This window comes from Vibrio rubrogenes (genome assembly GCF_059641415.1).
Genome location: NZ_JCARSY010000009.1, coordinates 65,165 through 85,681 on the forward strand (window position 1 = coordinate 65,165; position 20,517 = coordinate 85,681).

General features: G+C 45.1%; 15 protein-coding genes. 13 read left to right on the forward strand and 2 right to left on the reverse strand.

Annotated elements, in window-relative coordinates; translation table 11 throughout:
* Positions 1-207 precede the first annotated feature (207 nt).
* The 6 genes from nagE (at position 208) to AC55NX_RS08815 (ending at position 7,769) form a co-directional block, all read left to right on the forward strand.
* Positions 208-1,710, forward strand: coding sequence for an N-acetylglucosamine-specific PTS transporter subunit IIBC (gene nagE / locus AC55NX_RS08790; RefSeq protein WP_496995379.1), 1,503 nt, complete (start codon positions 208-210; stop codon positions 1,708-1,710).
* A gap of 280 nt (positions 1,711-1,990) precedes the next feature.
* Positions 1,991-3,457 (forward strand): protein adenylyltransferase SelO, encoded by a 1,467-nt coding sequence (locus AC55NX_RS08795; protein ID WP_496995380.1) that lies wholly within the window; start codon positions 1,991-1,993, stop codon positions 3,455-3,457.
* A gap of 352 nt (positions 3,458-3,809) precedes the next feature.
* Positions 3,810-4,814 (forward strand): TRAP transporter substrate-binding protein, encoded by a 1,005-nt coding sequence (locus AC55NX_RS08800; protein WP_496995381.1) that lies wholly within the window; start codon positions 3,810-3,812, stop codon positions 4,812-4,814.
* 81 nt (positions 4,815-4,895) lie between these two features.
* Positions 4,896-5,567, forward strand: coding sequence for a TRAP transporter small permease (locus AC55NX_RS08805; RefSeq protein ID WP_496995382.1), 672 nt, complete (start codon positions 4,896-4,898; stop codon positions 5,565-5,567).
* A 5-nt stretch (positions 5,568-5,572) separates the two neighbouring features.
* Entirely contained in the window at positions 5,573-6,934 is a 1,362-nt protein-coding gene (locus tag AC55NX_RS08810; RefSeq protein WP_496995383.1) for a TRAP transporter large permease, read from the forward strand.
* A gap of 232 nt (positions 6,935-7,166) precedes the next feature.
* On the forward strand, positions 7,167-7,769 hold the full coding sequence (locus tag AC55NX_RS08815) for an ATP-dependent Clp protease proteolytic subunit (protein ID WP_496995384.1): 603 nt from the start codon (positions 7,167-7,169) through the stop codon (positions 7,767-7,769).
* Positions 7,770-7,922: 153 nt separating this feature from the next.
* Here the strand turns inward: AC55NX_RS08815 and AC55NX_RS08820 are convergent, their stop codons facing one another.
* Positions 7,923-9,266, reverse strand: coding sequence for a sigma-54-dependent transcriptional regulator (locus AC55NX_RS08820; RefSeq protein WP_496995385.1), 1,344 nt, complete (start codon positions 9,264-9,266; stop codon positions 7,923-7,925).
* Between the two features lie 9 nt (positions 9,267-9,275).
* Positions 9,276-11,078 (reverse strand): sensor histidine kinase, encoded by a 1,803-nt coding sequence (locus AC55NX_RS08825; RefSeq protein WP_496995386.1) that lies wholly within the window; start codon positions 11,076-11,078, stop codon positions 9,276-9,278.
* Between the two features lie 501 nt (positions 11,079-11,579).
* Between AC55NX_RS08825 and tig the strand changes: the two genes are divergently transcribed.
* The 7 genes from tig (at position 11,580) to AC55NX_RS08860 (ending at position 20,457) form a co-directional block, all read left to right on the forward strand.
* Positions 11,580-12,884 carry a trigger factor gene (tig, locus tag AC55NX_RS08830; protein WP_059120471.1) on the forward strand — a complete coding sequence of 435 codons (1,305 nt, stop codon included), beginning with the start codon at positions 11,580-11,582 and terminating at the stop codon, positions 12,882-12,884.
* A 106-nt stretch (positions 12,885-12,990) separates the two neighbouring features.
* Complete coding sequence (clpP, locus tag AC55NX_RS08835) at positions 12,991-13,617, forward strand: ATP-dependent Clp endopeptidase proteolytic subunit ClpP (protein WP_059120472.1); 627 nt, start codon at positions 12,991-12,993, stop codon at positions 13,615-13,617.
* 86 nt (positions 13,618-13,703) lie between these two features.
* Positions 13,704-14,978, forward strand: a complete 1,275-nt coding sequence (gene clpX, locus AC55NX_RS08840; RefSeq protein WP_059120473.1) for an ATP-dependent protease ATP-binding subunit ClpX — start codon at positions 13,704-13,706, stop codon at positions 14,976-14,978.
* 116 nt (positions 14,979-15,094) lie between these two features.
* The gene (gene lon / locus AC55NX_RS08845) at positions 15,095-17,446 is read left to right on the forward strand and encodes an endopeptidase La (RefSeq protein WP_496995387.1); all 2,352 of its coding nucleotides are present in this window, start codon (positions 15,095-15,097) and stop codon (positions 17,444-17,446) included.
* Between the two features lie 192 nt (positions 17,447-17,638).
* A complete protein-coding gene (locus tag AC55NX_RS08850; RefSeq protein ID WP_038178520.1) occupies positions 17,639-17,911 on the forward strand; it encodes an HU family DNA-binding protein in 273 nt (90 codons plus the stop codon).
* Positions 17,912-18,160: 249 nt separating this feature from the next.
* The gene (ppiD, locus tag AC55NX_RS08855) at positions 18,161-20,014 is read left to right on the forward strand and encodes a peptidylprolyl isomerase (protein WP_496995388.1); all 1,854 of its coding nucleotides are present in this window, start codon (positions 18,161-18,163) and stop codon (positions 20,012-20,014) included.
* A 134-nt stretch (positions 20,015-20,148) separates the two neighbouring features.
* A complete protein-coding gene (locus AC55NX_RS08860; RefSeq protein ID WP_496995389.1) occupies positions 20,149-20,457 on the forward strand; it encodes a helix-hairpin-helix domain-containing protein in 309 nt (102 codons plus the stop codon).
* Positions 20,458-20,517 lie beyond the last annotated feature (60 nt).

Here is a 20,517-nt window from a genome sequence, read left to right on the forward strand (position 1 = left end):
TCATGCACTGCCTCGGGAAATCACTTTCTGAGGAGATCAGAGTAAGGTGGACTTAATTTATATATTGAATAAACTTTCCGATTAGTGCAAATAAAATGTCGTATTGCTTTACAAAATTATCATTTGTGTGACATATATATTAGGTCTTAGTTTACTGGATGAATTAAGATATCTGTGTAATGTACGAATCATGTGATGGAGGATGCAATGAACGTACTGGGGTATTTACAAAAACTTGGCAAGGCAATTATGTTGCCGATTGCTATTTTACCGGTGGCCGCGATTCTATTGAGGCTCGGACAACCGGATATGTTGAATATTGCTTTTATGGCTCAGGCGGGGGGCGCAATTTTTGGTCAGTTACCTTTGCTGTTTGCGATTGGTATTGCGGTTGGATTGTCTCGAGGTGATGCCGGTGCTGCCGGTTTAGCCGGTGCCGTCGGGTATTTGGTACTGACGGAGGCAGCCAAAACCATCAATGCTGATATCAATATGTCATTCTTTGGCGGTATTGTGGCTGGGGTGGTTGCCGGCCATGCCTATAACCGCTTTCATCAAACCAGTCTGCCGGCTTATCTTGCATTTTTCGGCGGTAAGCGATTAGTGCCGATCATGACGGGTTTGATTACACTTATTTTGGCCGGTATCAGTGGTGTGGTTTGGCCTGCGATTCAACATGGTATTGATTCATTTGGCCATGCTGTGGCGCACTCTGGTGCATGGGGCGAATTTGTCTATGGGACATTAAACCGTGCTTTGATCCCAGTCGGATTACATCATGTTTTAAATTCTATTTTCTGGTTCGGATTGGGTGAGTGTACCAAAGTTACTTATGAGTTGGCCGGTGGACTCCATAACTTATGTCTTGCACCTGAGATGGCGAAAACATTAAGTGTTGGTGGTGCTATTTCAACTATTGACGGCAGTGTGATTCAGAGTATTGCGGCCGAGACGACCCGAGGCGATCTCAACCGTTTCTTCGCGGGTGATCCATCGGCTGGGGTATTTATGGCCGGTTACTTCCCAATCATGATGTTTGGTTTGCCCGGTGCTGCGTTTGCAATGTATATGGCTGCACCGAAAAGTCGTCGTCCGCAAGTGGGTGGGATTCTGCTGTCTGTGGCATTAACCGCATTTTTGACCGGTGTGACTGAGCCGCTTGAGTTCCTGTTTATGTTCCTCGCACCGGTGCTATATATCATCCATGCGATACTGACCGGGATTTCGCTGGTTGTGACCAACTATCTGGGGATTCTCGATGGTTTCGGCTTCTCCGCAGGTCTGTTTGACTTTGTGATCAACTGGGGACTGGCAACCAAACCGGGGCTATTGCTGGTGGTGGGATTATGCTTTGGTGTGATCTACTTCTGTATCTTTTACTTTGCTATCCGTTGGTTTGATATTCCGACCCCGGGCAGAGAAAAAGATGAAGCGGCAGTCCGTCCGTCCGCAGCCTCTGAAGATATTCAGACGCTGGCAGATGAATATGTCCAAGCCTTGGGTGGCCGTGATAATCTGAAGCAAATTGATGCATGTATTACGCGCTTGCGTCTTTCTGTGAACAATATGGCGCGGATTGATGAAGTGAAAATCAAAGCACTGGGTGCCAGCGGGGTTGTGAAGCTCAATCGCACCGACTTGCAGGTTGTATTGGGCACTAAGGCTGAATTGGTCGCGAATGCGATGAAAGGCGATGCTGAGTATGACTAAGTGAATGTGCGGGCTCAGTGTGAATGATCGGGACTCGGGTGTTCCACTGATAGTCATAAAAAGTGATAGTCATAAAAAGAGCGTGCGATTTTGCATGCTCTTTTTTTTTGCCAATGTGCTTTGACAAATTGATTCTGATTGACAGGCGGAGAACTGACCGGATTCTGTCTTATCTGCCGGAGAGAGGCTGACTCACACGCTTTCAATGCATTAAATAACCTAGCAAACAAGTCAGGTAATTGGTAAGGTTGACAGAGATAGATTGAAACGGAAACACCTTATGTCTCTTTGGCAACAATTACCGATCAGCCACCGTTATGCTGAGCTGCCGCAAAGCTTTTACACCCGGGTCATGCCGACGCCGGTGGACAATCCTCGCTGGGTGACTTGGAATGCGCCGCTCGCTGCCAATTTTGGCCTGGGCGAGACGCCTGATGATCTCTGGTTACAGATCTTTTCCGATGGTGAAATTCCGGATTATTTTCAACCGCTGGCAATGAAGTATGCCGGGCATCAGTTTGGTATCTATAACCCGGCACTGGGCGATGGACGCGGGTTGTTATTCGGTGCGATTGCCGATCAACAAGGGCGTTGGTTTGATGTGCATCTCAAAGGGGCCGGATTGACACCGTATTCCCGAATGGGTGATGGCCGGGCCGTATTACGCTCTACGATTCGTGAATATCTTTGCAGTGAAGCGATGGCAGCGCTGGGGAATCAAACCACCCGGGCTTTAGGGATGATAGTCAGTGATACACCGGTATATCGCGAACGCGCTGAGCAGGGCGCTTTACTGATCCGTCTGGCCGAAACGCATATCCGCTTCGGCCACTTTGAACACTTTTTCTATACCGGGCAGCATGATGACCTGCGCTTACTGGCAGACAAAGTCATCGTATGGTATTTCCCGGAACTTGAACCCTCATCAGGATCACCGCGAGATCCGGTATATCTGGCGATGTTCCGGCAAATCATCCGACGGACTGCCGAGATGATTGCCTTCTGGCAAGCGTACGGCTTTGCGCATGGGGTCATGAATACCGATAACATGTCGATTCTCGGCCAGACCTTCGATTACGGGCCATTTGCATTTCTGGATGATTATGATCCCCATTTTATCTGTAACCATTCCGATTATCAGGGGCGTTATGCATTTGATATGCAACCGGGGATCGGCTGGTGGAACTTGACCGCATTGGCACAGGCGTTGACGCCACTGATTGATAAAGAACAACTGGAAGCCGCGTTACAAACCTATACCGAGCAGCTTAATCAGGAATACAGCCGTTTGATGCGCAGTAAACTCGGATTACAACAGCGTCGGGACGGAGATAGCGAACTGTGTGATGAGATGCTCAAACTGATGGCGGACAACCGGGTTGACTACACGCTGTTTTTCCGGCGACTTTCATCGCTGGATCACCAACCGCCTGAAACGGTCACGACATTATTTGAGAACCAAGATGCCGCGAAGCAGTGGTTACAACAGTATCTTGATCGTTGTGAGCAGGAGTCGGATACGGTAGAACAGCGCTGCCAGTCAATGCGTCAGGTTAATCCGAAATTTATTCTCCGTAACTATCTTGCCCAGCAAGTGATTGATGCTGCTGAACAGGGCGACTTTCTGCCGTTAGAACAATTGGTTGCGGTTTTAAGCGCCCCCTATGATGAGCAGCCGCAGCATGAACATTATGCGGAGTTACCCCCTGAATGGGGAAAATGTCTCGAAATCAGTTGTTCATCATAAACGGATGAGTCTCTACCGATGCGCTGCTACCGATGACTGAACTATCACCGCAGCTCAGCATCAACCATAGCTCAACATCAACCGCAGCTCATAACCTGTCCCTCATGTCTGAATGCCGCCTGTTCCGATGTGTCATTTCTGACCCATTAATGTGTTTGGGATGGAGGGATTTTCACCCATTATTGCCTGATATGATGTAATGATGTTGACCGATTTCTCGGCGGTGTTGTCTTTAAGTTGCTGTTGTTACTAATTTGTTTCATTTGTTTATGATTGTTGGCTCGTTACTTGCCTTGTTGTCAATAACGTGAATACCAAGCAGGTATTCTGTTTCTATAACAAGGAGAAAAAGATGTTCAAGCCTTTCAAATTACTGACTGTATCCATACTTGCTGCTACCGGTTTCAACGCTGCCGCCTCTGAAGGCTGTGACCCGGGTGAAACCGTGATTAAGTTTAGCCATGTAACCAATACAGACAAACACCCGAAAGGGATAGCTGCTGCTTTGCTTGCCAAGCGAGTCAACAAAGAGATGGACGGAAAAGTTTGTATGGAAGTTTTTCCGAACTCAACCCTGTATGATGATGACAAAGTCTTGGAAGCCCTTTTAAACGGCGATGTTCAACTCGCAGCCCCTTCTCTTTCCAAGTTTGAAAAATTCACCAAAAAATACCGTATTTTCGATTTGCCATTTTTGTTTGACGACGTTGCAGCGGTTGACCGTTTCCAGAATTCGGCTGCCGGAGATAAGCTGAAAAATGCGATGAAGCGTCGTGGACTGCAGGGATTGGCATTCTGGCATAACGGGATGAAACAGTTGTCTGCCAACAAGCCGCTGATTGATCCAAAAGATGCCAAAGGACTGAAGTTCCGCGTTCAGGCTTCCGATGTTTTAGTTGCTCAATTCGAGCAGCTTGGTGCTAATCCACAGAAAATGTCGTTCAAAGAAGTATACGGTGGCTTGCAGACCGGAGTTATCGATGGTCAGGAAAATACTTGGTCAAACATTTACGGTAAGAAATTCTTCGAAGTGCAAGATGGCATTACCGAAACCAACCACGGCATCCTTGATTACCTTGTAGTGACTTCCGCCAAATTCTGGGACGGTCTGCCTGATGATGTGCGCAATCAGTTTGCACAGATTCTCAAGGAAGTCACTGCAACCCGTAATGCTGAATCAACCAAAGTCAACCTGGCCAACCGTCAGAACATTATCGATGCCGGCGGTGTGGTGCGAACCCTGACACCTGCTCAGCGTCAAAAATGGGTTGAAGCGCTGAAGCCTGTCTGGAAGAAATTCGAGAAAAACATCGGTCATGATCTGATCAATGATGCACTCGCAGCAAACAAGAAATAACTGTCGTAGTCACGCTATAACACGTACCCCACAACGTTGATGTGGGGTACCTTAATGATAACAATGAGAGCGAAGATAGTTATGGAAAATTCTTTCTTTTCTAAAGTCGGTCGTTTTACAGATTCGGTTGAAGAATTTCTGATCGCATTCTTTTTAGGCACGATGACATTACTGACGTTTATCAATGTCATCTGTCGCTATGTATTTAATGACAACATATTGTGGGCCCTTGAACTGACAGTCTTTATGTTTGCCTGGATGGTACTGGTCGGCGCTTCTTATGGGGTAAAAAAACACTTTCATATTGGTGTTGATGTGATCATCAACATTGCCCCACCGGGGTTAAAGAAAACCTTCGCAGTCATGTCCGCATTTGCTTGTTTGAGTTTCGCCGTTCTGCTGTTGATTGGTTCATGGAATTATTGGCATCCGTTTATTACCGAGCGGGCTTGGTATGAAACCGATGATATTCCGATGCCGGGGTTCCTCCAGTTTTTAGCCGATTGGCTCAATGAAGGGGAAGCTTACGAGAAATTGCCACGATTTATTCCGTATATGGCGCTGCCTATCGGGATGGGGCTATTGACGTTACGGTTTGCGCAAGCGGCTTATCAGATTCTGACTGGCAAGATGGATCGTCTGATTGCTTCGCATGAAGGGGAAGACGAGTTAGAGACACTGAAGTCAGAGTTGCAGCAAGACAGTGATGCAGATTCTGCAAAATCAACGTCGTCATCGGATAGCAAGGAGTAGTCATCATGGCCGTTTTATTTCTCTTTTTAATGGTGATTGCCCTGATGCTTATCGGTGTGCCGATCGCTGTTTCACTGGGTTTATCGAGTATTGTGTTTCTGATGTTGCATTCTGATGCATCGTTGGCATCAGTTGCACAAACACTATTTAATGCTTTTGCGGGTCACTACACACTGTTAGCGATTCCATTCTTTATTCTTGCTTCTAGTTTCATGTCCACCGGTGGTGTGGCAAAACGGATCATCCGCTTTGCGATTGCGCTGGTCGGCTGGTTCCGCGGTGGCCTTGCCATTGCGTCGGTTATGGCCTGTATGATGTTTGCCGCGCTGTCTGGCTCTTCTCCTGCAACGGTCGTTGCTATCGGGAGTATTGTCATTGCCGGGATGGTGAAAAACGGCTACTCCAAAGGATTTGCCGCCGGGGTGATTTGTAATGCCGGTACGCTGGGGATTTTAATTCCGCCATCAATTGTTATGGTGGTCTACGCTGCGGCAACGGATGTTTCTGTCGGCCGGATGTTCCTTGGCGGGGTGATTCCCGGTTTACTTGCCGGTGCCATGCTGATGATTGCCATTTATATTGCAGCCCGGGTTAAAAACCTGCCGAAACAACCTTTTGTCGGTTGGGGTGAACTGATGGCAGCCGGACGCGAGGCAATTTGGGGACTGTTTTTAATCGTCATCATTTTAGGCGGTATTTATGGGGGGATTTTCACCCCGACTGAAGCGGCTGCGGTGGCTGCGGTTTATGCTTTCCTGATTGCCAACTTTGTCTATAAAGACATGGGACCGTTTGCTGACCGGGACAATAAGTTGCCGGGTGTGGTGAAAGTGTTGCAGACATTTGTTCATCCGGACACCAAGAAAACCCTGTGTGAAGCGGGTCGGCTGACGATTATGTTACTGTTTATCATTGCCAATGCTTTGATTCTCAAACATGTGCTCACTGAAGAGCAAGTGCCGCAGATGATTGCCAATTCCATGCTTTCTGCCGGTTTAGGGCCAATCACGTTCCTGATTGTGGTCAACCTGTTACTGCTGATTGGCGGACAATTTATGGAACCATCGGGTCTGTTGATTATTGTTGCGCCGTTAGTCTTTCCGATTGCGATTCAACTCGGTATTGATCCGATTCATCTTGGGATCATTATGGTGGTGAATATGGAAATCGGGATGATTACTCCGCCAGTCGGGCTGAACCTGTTTGTAACGGCCGGGGTGGCACGGATGTCGATGCTCAACGTGGTCAAAGCCGCGTTGCCGTGGGTGGCGGTCATGTTCTTGTTCCTGTTGATTGTCACTTATGTGCCGTGGGTTTCTACCTGGCTGCCAACGTCACTGATGGGGCCGGAAATTATCACTAAATAATCCGTCCGATGGTGTTGAATGCATCCAGCGATGCTTTGTCTGTCAATCCCCCCACAGTCGATGAGAAGGCGGTGGGGGGATTTTTACATATATAATGTGTGGTAAGGTGATCGCTCAGATTTATGACGATGGTGAGTTATGAGATTTGTTTCTTAAAAGGCAGGAGATATGCCTTGCTAGTTAATTGTAATTCGTTACAATGAATCTCATGGTTAATTAAAGAAGAATGTCTATGAATTTCATATTAAAAAATGATGAAAATGATAAGGCCAATGATGAACGGAACTCTGGTTCAATGGTAGAGGAAAAACTCATAGCGTCTCGTTCTATTTTCATTTCTGGTGAGATTGACCAGAAGCTGGCCCAAAAAGTTGCAACTCAGTTACTGGTATTGCAGGAAATCAGCGATGAGCCGATTCATCTGTATATCAATAGCCAAGGTGGACATGTAGAAGCCGGTGATACTATCCATGACATGATTAAATTTATCAAACCGGAAGTTATCGTGATTGGAACCGGATGGGTCGCCAGTGCTGGTGTGACTATCTACATTGCCGCGAAAAAAGAAAACCGTGTCTGTTTACCGAATACTCGTTTTATGATCCACCAACCATTGGGTCAGGTGCGTGGTAAAGTCTCAGATATTAAAATTGAAGCGGATGAGATCTTACGTACGCGCAGCCGAGTGAATAAGCTGATCAGTGAAGCCACCGGGCAGCCTTATGAACAGGTCGAGAAAGATACAGATTACAACTTCTGGATGAGTCCGGAAGAAGCCATAAAGTATGGTTTGGTCAGCCGGGTCGTGAGTAATATCAGAGAACTGCAAGACTAATCGAATCGGAACGTTTTTTCAGTTGACTGATAACGTTTTGTAAGCCAGTTAAGATATGGAATGAAAGGTAACTTTCATTCCATATTTTTTATGGATAGAGCCATCTTCCGTCATGAAACGATAGGGTTGATTGAAGCGTGCTCTAAGTCGCATTTAGTTTTTATAGTTTTCCTTATCCAGCTGATATTTTTGCATTTTATCGTAAAGTGTTTTCCGTGGCAGATTCAGACTTTCCATGGTGTCTTTAATACTTCCTCCGCATTCGATCAATGCCTGTTCGATAACTGACTTCTCAAACTCGGCAACCTGATCGGCCAAACTGAGTATCGGCCCGTTCACCAAATGTGTTTCCTGACCCAGTTGAATCAGTTTACCGAGCAGAACATAGCGTTCTGCAGCATTTCTCAATTCGCGGACATTTCCCGGCCAGTTATGACTTATTAATGATTGCATGTCCTGCTTTGAGATCGAATTGGCGGCTTTTCCATAGCGGGCAGCGGCAACCAGTAAAAAATGATGGAACAGTGCGGGAATATCTTCTTTACGTTCCCGTAGCGGGGGAATATCCAAGGTCACAATATTCAGTCGGTAATAGAGATCTTCCCTGAACGTTCCTTGTTGAGCCGCCTGTTTCAGATCGACCTTGGTGGCTGCAATTACCCGAATGTCCAGCGGAATTAATTCATTGGATCCGACACGCTCAATCAATCGCTCTTGTAACACCCGCAGGAGCCGAATTTGTGCTGACATCGGCATCGATTCGATTTCATCGAGAAATAACGTGCCGCCCTGTGCATGTTCTAATTTACCGATACGTTGACTTTCAGCTCCGGTAAATGCGCCTTTCTCATGCCCGTATAATTCACTTTCGATCAAGTTTTCCGGAACCGCACCGCAATTGACGGCAACGAAATTCCGTTCTCTCCGGGAACTCAATTCATGCAGAGAACGAGCAATCAGCTCCTTGCCGGTGCCGGTCTCTCCAAAGAGTAAAATGTCAGCGTTGGTATCCGCAATCTGACTAATCGTTTCTTTCAGTGACTGAATACTGGCGGTTTCACCAATAATCCGCGGGCCGAGGGTCTGGCTGGCCTTCAGACTGCGCTTCAACTTTTGGTTTTCCAGGGTCAGTCGGCGTTTATCAATGGCTCGGTGTACTGTCTCCATCAGTCGTTCAGGCGCGAATGGTTTCTCGATAAAATCGTAGGCACCATCATGCATCGCCTGAACGGCCATAGAAATATCACCGTGTCCTGTAATCAGAATGACCGGTAAGTCCGGGTCTTGATGATGAACCGAATGCAGTAAGCTTTGTCCGCTGAGCCCGGGCAATTGAATATCTGTGACAATAACCAGCGGCAGTCCGTCTTGCTTGATAGCCAGCAGCGCTTCTTCGGCACTGTCAAAAAATCTGGCTTGAATGTCTGCCAGTTCAAAACTCTGTTCGATTGCAATACGAATGTCCGCTTCATCATCGATAAAAAATACATCGCACATAACATGTCCTTATGAGGCAGTTTCAGGGGAGGTAGGCGAGGTCGCCGGTAACTGAATACTAAATCGCGCACCGCCAAGCGGTGATGATGAGGCATTCAGTTGTCCCCCCATACTCTGAATAATTTGCTGAGAGATCGACAAACCCAGCCCAAGCCCGTTTTTTTTGGTGGTATAAAAAGGGTCAAACAACTGAGATAGCGTTTTATCACCTAATCCTTCACCGTTATCGTCGATATGAATCGTGAGCTGAAGGTTGTCTTCAGTAAAGCTGAGGATGATCTGTTTATCCGCACGATCATCAAGTGCCTGAATCGCATTGGTTAAAAGATTAATCAGGACTTGTTCCAAATGGATTGGATTAATATTCAACCAAATTGGTTGTTCCGGTGTCTGGATTTCGAAATGGATTAGGTTTGATTTTATTTGGGACTGGATTAACTCTTTGGTAGACAAGATAATGGGATAAAGCTGGACGACAGCACGTTCGTCATGATCTGATTTGCGGGCAAAAGAACGTAACTGAGTACTGATTTTTGCCATTCTTTCAGTCAGGCCCGAGATGCGATTCAGGTTTTCGTCTGCCCGATCAATTTTTCCGCTGGCAAGAAAACGTCGGCCATTATCCGCAAAGCTGCGGATTGCCGCGAGCGGGTTATTCAGTTCATGGCTGATACTGGCAGACATCTGTCCAAGTACCGCGAGTTTTGCGGCTTGAATCAACTCATCTTGTGTTTGCCGTAGTCGTTGTTCCGTTTTACTCCGTTCTTCGATTTCAAGATGTAGCTTAGCAGTTCTTTCCATCACCAAAAACTCAAGCTTTTGCTTCGCTTCAGACTGAAGTTGCTCAATCTGACGCAATTTATTTTTACGATGATGAACGAGCAGCATAATCAGATAAATAATGGCAAATACCATACACGAAATGACGACAAAACCGAAGCTACTCCAAAACACCTGAATCTTCGGTGACAGAACGCGAATATTCAGGGGGATGTTCTTCAACGGCCGGCTGCTGACAATAAAGTCTCCTTTGATCCATCCCTGTTTCGGATTAATCCATTCGGTAGTCGTTTGATCCATTTTCCCGAGTAACCCCAGTGATTGTATCGTTTGATCGAGATACTGACGGGAATGAAAGATTTTTGCGCGGATCTCAGGGTCAATAAAAGTGACACTTTTGAACAGCCAGTTCGGCTGACTTGACATAAAAATGATGTTGTACGGATCGGTGGCGACAAAGTAGCTGTTTTTGCTTTTCCAATTCTCTTCAATCGACGAGAGATCCATTTTAACCACCACGACACCGAGAATTGTCGCAGCATAAGTCACCGGATATGCATAGTAGTATCCGCGTTCTCCGGAAGTTGAGCCTAGTGCGTAGTATTGACTTTCGTTACCTTGAACGGCGACTTGAAAGTACGGACGCCAATTGAAATTTCTACCAATAAATGAACGGGTCAGATTCCAGTTACTCGCAGCAATGGTATTTCCGTGAATATCCAGGAGATAGGTATCAGAGGCTTTAATGGCATCGTTGACCTGTTCAAGATAGTGATTGGTGATATCGATTTGAGCGGAATTGTCAGCTATGGTGAGTGCATCAACCAGTTTTTTGTCTTTGGCGAGTAACCGGGGGATATGAGCGAACTTATCCAATTTGGTGACCACATGACTGGCAAAACGTTCTAACTGTGCCTGATGTTCGCTGAGCAAGGACTGATAACTATACTGCCATACAAGATGCGCACCGTATGCTGTCGTCACAATAAAAACAACAATAAAGATAAGATTGAAACGGAACTTAGATAACATCGCTGCACTTGTCGGTGAGAAGAGCCAGTCCTTTATTTTACTGGGTTTGTCTTAAGAACGGTGATAAACGGTTTCGGGAAGAGCGAAAAAGTAAGATCAGGATCTCTTTTTCAATATTTCACTGAAAAAAAGCTGCTTTTCCCTTGAAAAGCACAATTTTACCCCCAACCTGTCAATCTACGGAGCAATACGGGTGGAATTTTTGCCAGGTAGGAGAATAAATTCTGAGCATCAGGTATTCGTCTACTGAGATAGACTCGACAGTTGTGGCTCTGGTCGTTAGAATGTCGCGTCTGAAAAGTATGTCCTGAGTCTGATAGGAGCATATCTGGAGTATCTCCTGTTGTGGAGTGATGATTACTCCACATCACTGCTCACTATTTTATTTCGTTATAGATGTACTCTGAAAGAGTACGGAACATGGATGCAGCCGAGATCAGCGAATGCGATCTAGGCTCATGATGCTCAGAAGAACTGAGCCAGTTTTGAGGTTTATATAGAATGCAAGTTACTGTTGAAACGCTAGAAGGCCTACAACGCCGTCTGAATATTACTGTTCCTGCTGCTAACATCGAAGATGCTGTTACAGCAGAACTGCGCAACATCGCAAAAAACCGTCGTTTCGATGGTTTCCGTAAAGGCAAAGTGCCGATGAAAATGGTTGCTAAGATGTATGGCAAAGCAGTACGTCAGGATATCCTTGGTGAAGTGATGCAGCGTCACTTTATCGAAGCGATTATCCAAGAAAAAGTGAACCCTGCTGGCGCGCCGACATTTACTCCTGTTGAAAATGAAGAGAATCAAGATTTAGTTTTTAACGCGACGTTTGAAGTTTATCCTGAAGTTGAGTTGAAAGGCTTGGAAAATATCGAAGTCGAGAAGCCAAACGTTGCGGTAAAAGATGAAGATGTAGCTGAGATGCTTGAAACACTGCGTAAGCAGCAAGCAACGTGGAAAGAAGTTGACGCGGCTGCTGAAGATGGTAAGCGTGTAACACTTGATTTTGTTGGCACGATTGATGGTGAAGCTTTTGAAGGTGGAAAAGCGGAAGACTTCGCTCTGGAAATGGGTGCTGGCCGCATGATTCCTGGGTTTGAAGATGGCATCGTTGGTAAGACTGCCGGTATGGAGTTTGAAATCGACGTCACTTTCCCTGAAGACTACCATGCTGAAAACCTGAAAGGTAAAGCAGCGAAATTTGCAATTAAGATCAGCAAAGTTGAAGAGCGTGAATTACCAGAATTGAATGATGAATTCGTGGCTAAATTCGGTGTGAACGAAGGTGGTGTTGAAGCGCTTCAGGCTGAAGTTCGTAAGAATATGGAACGCGAGCTCAAGCAAGCGGTGAAACAGCGTATCAAGCAACAAGCAATTGATGGTCTGGTCAAAGAAAATAATATTGACGTGCCGTCTGCATTGATCGACCAAGAAATCGAAGTGCTTCGTCAGCAAGCTGCACAACGCTTCGGCGGCAATCCTGAAGCTGCGGCACAACTGCCTCGTGAATTGTTTGAAGAACAAGCAAGACGTCGCGTTGTGGTTGGTTTGCTTTTGGGTGAAGTCATCAAAGCAGATGAACTGGAAGCTGATGACGAAAAAGTAAAAGCGCTGATCGAAGACATGGCAACTGCTTATGAAGATCCGCAAGAAGTTGTAACATATTATGAGCAAAACAAAGAGCTCATGAACAACATGCGTAACGTTGCACTTGAAGAGCAAGCTATTGATGCGATCCTTGCTAAAGCAAAAGTTTCTGAGAAAGATGTAAGCTTCAACGAGCTGATGAATTCTCAGAACGCTGCTTAATTAGGCAATATGTATCATAGAAGGTTGACTAAAGGTTAACTATTCTGATAACAATGGTCCGCATGATATCCGTCATTCGGACCATTTATTTTAGGGATATAAGAATATGAGCTACCAAGAAAAAAATGAAATGTCGTCAATCCTGAACGCCTTAGTACCAATGGTGGTAGAGCAAACCTCCCGAGGAGAGCGCTCTTACGATATTTATTCCCGTCTGCTGAAAGAGCGTATTATCTTTTTGACCGGTCAGGTTGAAGATCAGATGGCAAATCTTATCGTGGCTCAGCTCCTGTTCCTGGAATCAGAAAACCCGGATAAAGACATCTTCTTGTATATCAACTCCCCGGGAGGAAGTGTTGATGCCGGATTGTCGATTTATGATACCATGGAGTTTATCAAACCCGATGTGAGTACAGTATGTATGGGTCAGGCATGTTCTATGGGCGCGTTTCTATTAGCAGGCGGAACCGACGGAAAACGTTTCATGCTGCCGAATGCACGTGCGATGATCCATCAGCCGTTGGGTGGTTTCGGTGGTCAGGCATCTGATATTCAGATTCATACGCAGGAAATTTTGAAGATTAAACAAAAGTTGAATGATCTTCTTGCCAAGCATACAGGGCAGCCACTGGATGTGATTGAACGTGATACAGATCGGGATAATTTTATGTCTGCGCAGCAGGCTGTCGATTACGGTCTGGTGGATGCAGTATTGACGCATCGAGGCAAATAGGCTGATAGTGCTTTTCATTTGAATAGCGCAATTTGATACAAATTGATATAAACTCAGCATATGGATAAAGGCTAAGAGGTTAGCGAATGACAGATAAAAGCAAAGAGAGTAGTAAACTGTTGTACTGCTCTTTCTGTGGCAAAAGCCAACACGAAGTTCGCAAACTGATCGCAGGTCCTTCTGTTTACATTTGTGATGAATGTGTCGATCTATGTAACGACATTATACGAGAAGAAATTAAGGATGCACTTCCGAAGAAAGAGTCAACGGCATTACCGACGCCGCATGAGATTCGGAATCATCTTAATGACTATGTGATTGGTCAAGAGCACGCGAAGAAGGTGCTTGCGGTCGCTGTTTATAATCACTACAAGCGTCTGCGTAATGGTGATAAGACAAGTGAAGGTGTTGAACTAGGTAAGAGTAATATTCTGCTGATCGGGCCAACGGGTAGCGGTAAAACTTTATTGGCTGAAACACTGGCTCGCTTTTTGGATGTGCCATTTACAATGGCGGATGCGACAACACTGACTGAAGCAGGTTACGTCGGGGAAGATGTTGAGAACATTATCCAGAAGCTACTGCAAAAATGTGATTACGATGTAGCTAAGGCAGAGCGCGGGATTGTATACATCGATGAAATCGATAAGATCTCACGTAAATCCGAGAACCCATCGATCACACGGGATGTGTCCGGCGAAGGTGTGCAGCAAGCCCTGTTGAAACTCATTGAAGGGACGGTTGCTTCTGTTCCGCCTCAGGGAGGCAGAAAACACCCGCAACAAGAATTCTTGCAAGTTGATACATCAAAAATCTTGTTTATCTGTGGTGGTGCGTTTGCCGGGCTGGATAAAGTCATCGAGCAGCGTGTTGCGACAGGTACTGGCATCGGTTTTGGTGCTGAAGTTCGTTCTAAAGATGAAATCAAGACGGTCGGTGAGTTGTTTACGCAGGTCGAGCCGGAAGATTTGGTGAAATACGGGTTAATTCCCGAATTTATTGGTCGTCTCCCCGTGACCGCAACACTGACGGAACTGGATGAAGCCGCATTGATACAGATTCTTTGTGAACCGAAGAATGCGCTGACTAAACAGTACGGTGCACTTTTCGAACTTGAAGATGTTGATTTAGAGTTCAGAGAAGATGCGTTACGTGCCATTGCTAAAAAGGCAATGACTCGTAAAACAGGTGCCCGTGGATTACGTTCGATTCTTGAGAGCGTATTGTTAGAAACAATGTATGAGTTACCATCGGTCAATGATGTGAGTAAAGTTGTCATTGATGAATCGGTAATTAATGGTGAATCTGCGCCATTACTCATCTATTCTAACAATGAAAATCAGGCCGCCGGTGCCGAATAATTCAGCAAAGTCTCACGAAGGAGGTATGATTACCTCCTTTTTTTTATTCTACGATTGAATCCCATTGTTTAGACCCCATATACTGCCATATAGACAGAAGCGGAAGAGAGAAGAATATGAACTTGGAACGTTCCGAGCGTATAGAGATCCCCGTATTACCACTGCGAGACGTTGTGGTTTATCCACATATGGTTATTCCTTTATTTGTTGGCCGTGAAAAATCAATCCAATGTCTTGAAGCTGCAATGGATAATGACAAGCAGGTTCTTTTAGTCGCTCAAAAGAAAGCAGAAACGGATGAGCCGACTATTGATGATTTGTTTGATGTCGGCACGGTTGCGACGATTTTACAACTCCTGAAGTTACCCGATGGTACGGTTAAAGTGCTTGTGGAAGGCCAACAGCGAGCGAAGGTTGAATCTTTTGTTGAAGGTGATTTTTTCTCAGCGCAAGCTCGCTACTTAATCACCCCTGAACTGGATGAAAAAGAGCAAGAAGTGATTGTTCGCAGTGCGATTAATCAGTTTGAAGGGTTTATTAAGCTTAATAAAAAAATCCCACCAGAAGTTTTAACCGCTTTAAATGGTATCGATGAAGCTGCCCGTCTGGCTGACACCATTGCCGCCCATATGCCTTTGAAGCTAGTGGATAAACAGCAAGTTCTTGAAATTCTTGATGTGGTTGAACGTCTGGAATTTTTAATGGGCCAGATGGAATCTGAAATTGATTTGCTACAGGTTGAGAAGCGTATTCGTAACCGAGTGAAGAAACAGATGGAGAAATCCCAGCGTGAGTATTATCTGAATGAGCAGATGAAAGCTATTCAGAAAGAGCTGGGTGAAATGGATGATGCGCCTGATGAATTTGAGACACTGAAGAAGAAAATTGAAGATTCTAAGATGCCTCAAGAAGCGCGTGAAAAGACCGAGCAGGAACTCCAGAAACTGAAGATGATGTCTCCGATGTCTGCTGAAGCAACGGTAGTTCGGAGCTATATCGATTGGATGGTGAATGTTCCTTGGTCGAAGCGCTCGAAAGTGAAGAAAGATCTGGCGAAAGCTGAAGTGATTTTAAATGAAGATCACTATGGGCTGGAGCGAGTGAAAGAGCGTATTTTAGAGTACCTTGCAGTTCAAAATCGTATTCAGAAATTGAAAGGTCCGATTCTTTGTTTGGTTGGTCCTCCGGGCGTTGGTAAGACATCTTTGGGGCGCTCTATTGCAGCCGCCACTGGACGAAAATATACCCGTATGGCACTGGGTGGCGTTCGTGATGAAGCTGAAATCCGTGGTCATCGGCGCACCTATATCGGTTCGTTGCCCGGTAAGCTGATACAAAAAATGTCCAAAGTTGGTGTGAAAAACCCATTATTTCTCTTGGATGAGATTGATAAAATGTCATCGGATATGAGAGGGGATCCGTCATCAGCATTGCTTGAGGTGCTTGACCCTGAGCAAAATAACGCTTTTAACGATCACTATCTGGAAGTCGATTATGACTTATCTGATGTGATGTTCGTGGCAACTTCAAATTCAATGAATATTCCCGGACCGCTTCTCGACCGAATGGAAGTGATTCGTCTCTCGGGATATACCGAAGATGAAAAATTGAATATTGCCAAACGTCATCTTGTTTCTAAGCAGGTTGAACGAAATGGTCTGAAACCGTCAGAAATTGAGATTGATGACTCTGCGATCATCGGCATTATCCGCTACTACACCAGAGAAGCCGGTGTCCGTAATTTAGAACGGGAAATTTCAAAAATTTGCCGTAAAGCTGTGAAGAAAATTCTGCTGAATAAAGATATCAAGCTTGTGACTGTCACACAGGACAACTTGAAAGAATTCTTAGGCGTGCAGCGTTTTGATTACGGTAAAGCTGAAGAAAGTAACCGCATTGGTCAGGTGACTGGCCTTGCCTGGACGGAAGTCGGTGGCGATCTGTTGACGATTGAGGCGCAGTCCATGGTCGGTAAAGGGAAACTAACTCAGACCGGTTCGTTGGGCGATGTGATGCAAGAATCTATTCAGGCCGCCATGACCGTGGTTCGATCACGTGCAGACAAATTGGGCATTAATAGCGATTTCCATGAAAAACGTGATATCCATGTGCACGTTCCTGAAGGCGCAACACCAAAAGATGGCCCAAGTGCCGGTACAGCAATGTGTACTGCTCTTGTGTCTTGTCTCACCGGTAACCCAGTGAAAGCCGATGTCGCGATGACTGGTGAAATTACATTACGGGGTGAAGTGTTACCGATTGGTGGTCTGAAAGAAAAATTACTTGCTGCGCACCGAGGCGGGATAAAAACCGTCTTGATCCCGAAAGATAATGAACGGGATCTGGAAGAAATTCCTGAAAATGTCATTGCTGATCTGAAAGTCATCCCTGTGCAATGGATTGATGAGGTTCTGACTGTGGCTCTGGAACGAGCTCCGTTGGGGGTTGAGTTTGAGTCTCAAAAATAGTGATGTACAGCAAAAATAACTAAAAGTTTACGCTGATTCGCATAAAAAGGCTTGTCAGCGTTTTTTTTGGAGGCCATAGTTACTGACTATGGCTTAAGCCCTGATACAACAAGGCTTTAAGCCATTTTTCGGACTTAATGGAACAAAAAATCACCTTTAAATATAACGATAGGTGAAGAAAGGGGAATCACAGTGAATAAAACACAATTAATAGATAAAATTGCGTCAGATGCTGAAATCTCTAAAGCATCTGCGGGCCGTGCTCTTGATGCATTCATTGATGCAGTGAGCGGTACACTCGAGTCTGGTGAGCAAGTTGCTCTGGTTGGGTTTGGAACATTTAGCGTTCGTACTCGCGCAGCCCGTACTGGCCGTAATCCGAAAACAGGGGATGAGATCCAAATCCCTGAAGCGAAAGTACCTGCTTTCAAAGCTGGTAAAGCACTGAAAGACGCGTGTAACTAATCTGGTGCACAGAATTTTGCTAATTGAGGCAAAATTAAGTCAAACGTTTTGAAAATATGCGCATCATAGTGATGCGCATTTCTTTTTTCTGATATTATCGCGTCATTCGCTTTGAATATAGTTGGTTCTGAAAACTATCAATTGTGAAAGTCTTTTGATGATGGAAAGTATTGATTTTTGAACAGATAGTTTTGAGAAACAGAGTATTTTACTGAGTAAGTGGCCATTAAGCCGGAGAATGATTAAATTATGATGGATCGGTTGCGCGAGGGTGTGAATAGCATCGCGATTAAGATTATCCTTGGGTTGATAATCTTGTCATTTGTATTTGCGGGAGTCAGTAGCTACCTTGTCGGTGGTAGCAATAATTCAGCAGCAAAGGTTGGAGGCACAAAGATAGGCCGGGCAGAGTTCGAGCAAGCTTATCAAAATGAGCGGAACCGAATGCAATCACAATTGGGTGATTATTTCTCGAACCTGCTTGCTGATCCGAGTTATGTTGCATCTTTCCGCCGTTCTGTATTAGATAAAATGGTGAATGATGTTTTACTTGAACAACATGCCGAAGCGCTGGGTTTAAGAATTAGTGATGAACAAGTCCGTCAGGCGATTGTGGATATGCCGCAATTCCAGTCAAACGGCAAGTTTGATCAGGATATTTATCAAACTGCATTGCGTCGTGCTGGTTTTTCTCCTGATTCTTTTGCAACATTCCTAAGAAGTGATTTGTTACGTAACCAACTTCTGACAGCGGTTCAATCGAGCGACTTTACTTTGGACAGCGAAGTTGACGCTCAGGCCGCATTATTAGCTCAGAAGCGGGAAATCAGAACGATTACGCTTGCAATGGATGATTATGCGCAGAAGATTCAACTCAGTGATGATGATTTGAATGCTTATTATAAATCTCATGAAGACAATTTCATGCGTCCGGAGCAATTTAAAATCTCCTATCTTGAGCTTTCAGCAAACAAACTGAAGTCATCGATAAAAGTCACTGATGATGAGGCTGAAAAATATTATCAGGATCATGCAGACCAATATTCAATCAAAGCACAGCGTAAAGTCAGCCATATTTTGGTAAATGATGAGAAACAGGCTGATGCTTTACTGAAACAACTGAAAGAAGGTGCTGATTTCTCAACACTGGCTAAAAAGGATTCTCAGGATCCGGGCAGTGCTAGCAAGGGCGGTGAGCTGGACTGGTTTGAAAAAGGTGTCATGGATCCTGCGTTTGAAGAGGCTGCATTTGCCTTGAAAAATGTAGGTGATCTCTCTGGTGTTGTGAAATCGAATTTTGGTTATCACATCATCAAGTTGGATGCGGTGAAACCAGCTCAAGTCAAACCTTTCTCAGAAGTTAAAAATGATGTGATCGCTTCTATTCGCGATGAGCGGGCACTTGATCGTTTCTATCAATTACAGAGCGATCTTGAAAAAGTTGCTTTTGAAAGCCCGGATTCCTTAGATGAAGCTGCCAAAGCCATACAAGAGAAGATTCATACAACTGATTTTGTATCGTTGACTGATTTGCCAGAAATTCTACGGGCTGCACCAGTTCAGAAAGCGTTAAATAACCCAGAAGTCAAAAACGAAGGTTTGAACTCATCTGTACTTGAGGTCGCTCCTGAAGATATTGTGGTTGTCCGTATTGAAGAGAGTCGTCCAGAAACGCTACTACCTTTCGATACCGTGAAAGCACAGGTGGTTGAGGCACTGTCCAAAGTGAAAGCTGAACAGCAAACAGAAGCAATTGCTGAGAAGGTTCTTGCTGGTTTAAAACAGGGTGACATGACAGTGCTCGAGAACAATCAGCTCGAATTTGGTGAGTTAACGATGATTGATCGGAGCTCACCGCTGGCACGATCAGTCTTTGCTATGCAAAAGCCACAAGATGGCCAGCCTGTTTATGGACAGACGAAAGATCGTCAGGGAAACATTGTATTAGTCAAGCTAACGAAAGTTGAATCGACAACCGATAAGCAATTAACTCAGCAGTTGGCTGTCCAGATGCAACGTTTAAATCGTCAACAGGATCTCACTGGTCTTTTGAGTATCTTAAGAGAACAAACCGATATCGAGTATTATCTTGCGACCCAATGATAAGCCGAATGTAATTGATATGTTTGTTGAGACGGGCTACTTTTGTAGCCCGTCTTAATTTATATCGGTCATTATCGTATTTTTAGCAGGCTTCGCTAGGATGAATCTGAATTTTTGATTTGGAGATAAATCTTATGCTTAAAATATTACTTCTTTCTGTACTTTCTATTGTATGCCTGCCATTGCCAACGGCTTATGCAGCAGACAAGCCCGTATCAGCCGTAGTGGAACAACCCGCTAAGCCCACCAACGTCGTCAATATCAACAACGCAACGGCGGAAGAGGTTGCCGCGACCCTCAGTGGGATTGGCTTAAAGAAAGCACAAGCTATTGTTAATTATAGAGAAGAACATGGACCATTCACGCAAATAGAGGATGTGACGGCAGTAAAGGGGATAGGTATGTCGCTTCTCGAGAAGAACCGTAGTCGGATAAGCTTATAGTGATGACCATTGTTCGGATAAAACAGTTTTGCTATTGGTTGGCGGATTATATGTAAGAAG

Bases quoted from the DNA above. Each gene is read 5' to 3' on its own strand.
- nagE (WP_496995379.1), top strand. From the start codon at position 208: ATGAACGTACTGGGGTATTTACAAAAACTTGGCAAGGCAATTATGTTG.
- AC55NX_RS08795 (WP_496995380.1), top strand. From the start codon at position 1,991: ATGTCTCTTTGGCAACAATTACCGATCAGCCACCGTTATGCTGAGCTG.
- AC55NX_RS08800 (WP_496995381.1), top strand. From the start codon at position 3,810: ATGTTCAAGCCTTTCAAATTACTGACTGTATCCATACTTGCTGCTACC.
- AC55NX_RS08805 (WP_496995382.1), top strand. From the start codon at position 4,896: ATGGAAAATTCTTTCTTTTCTAAAGTCGGTCGTTTTACAGATTCGGTT.
- AC55NX_RS08810 (WP_496995383.1), top strand. From the start codon at position 5,573: ATGGCCGTTTTATTTCTCTTTTTAATGGTGATTGCCCTGATGCTTATC.
- AC55NX_RS08815 (WP_496995384.1), top strand. From the start codon at position 7,167: ATGAATTTCATATTAAAAAATGATGAAAATGATAAGGCCAATGATGAA.
- AC55NX_RS08820 (WP_496995385.1), bottom strand. From the start codon at position 9,266: ATGTGCGATGTATTTTTTATCGATGATGAAGCGGACATTCGTATTGCA.
- AC55NX_RS08825 (WP_496995386.1), bottom strand. From the start codon at position 11,078: ATGTTATCTAAGTTCCGTTTCAATCTTATCTTTATTGTTGTTTTTATT.
- tig (WP_059120471.1), top strand. From the start codon at position 11,580: ATGCAAGTTACTGTTGAAACGCTAGAAGGCCTACAACGCCGTCTGAAT.
- clpP (WP_059120472.1), top strand. From the start codon at position 12,991: ATGAGCTACCAAGAAAAAAATGAAATGTCGTCAATCCTGAACGCCTTA.
- clpX (WP_059120473.1), top strand. From the start codon at position 13,704: ATGACAGATAAAAGCAAAGAGAGTAGTAAACTGTTGTACTGCTCTTTC.
- lon (WP_496995387.1), top strand. From the start codon at position 15,095: ATGAACTTGGAACGTTCCGAGCGTATAGAGATCCCCGTATTACCACTG.
- ppiD (WP_496995388.1), top strand. From the start codon at position 18,161: ATGATGGATCGGTTGCGCGAGGGTGTGAATAGCATCGCGATTAAGATT.
- AC55NX_RS08860 (WP_496995389.1), top strand. From the start codon at position 20,149: ATGCTTAAAATATTACTTCTTTCTGTACTTTCTATTGTATGCCTGCCA.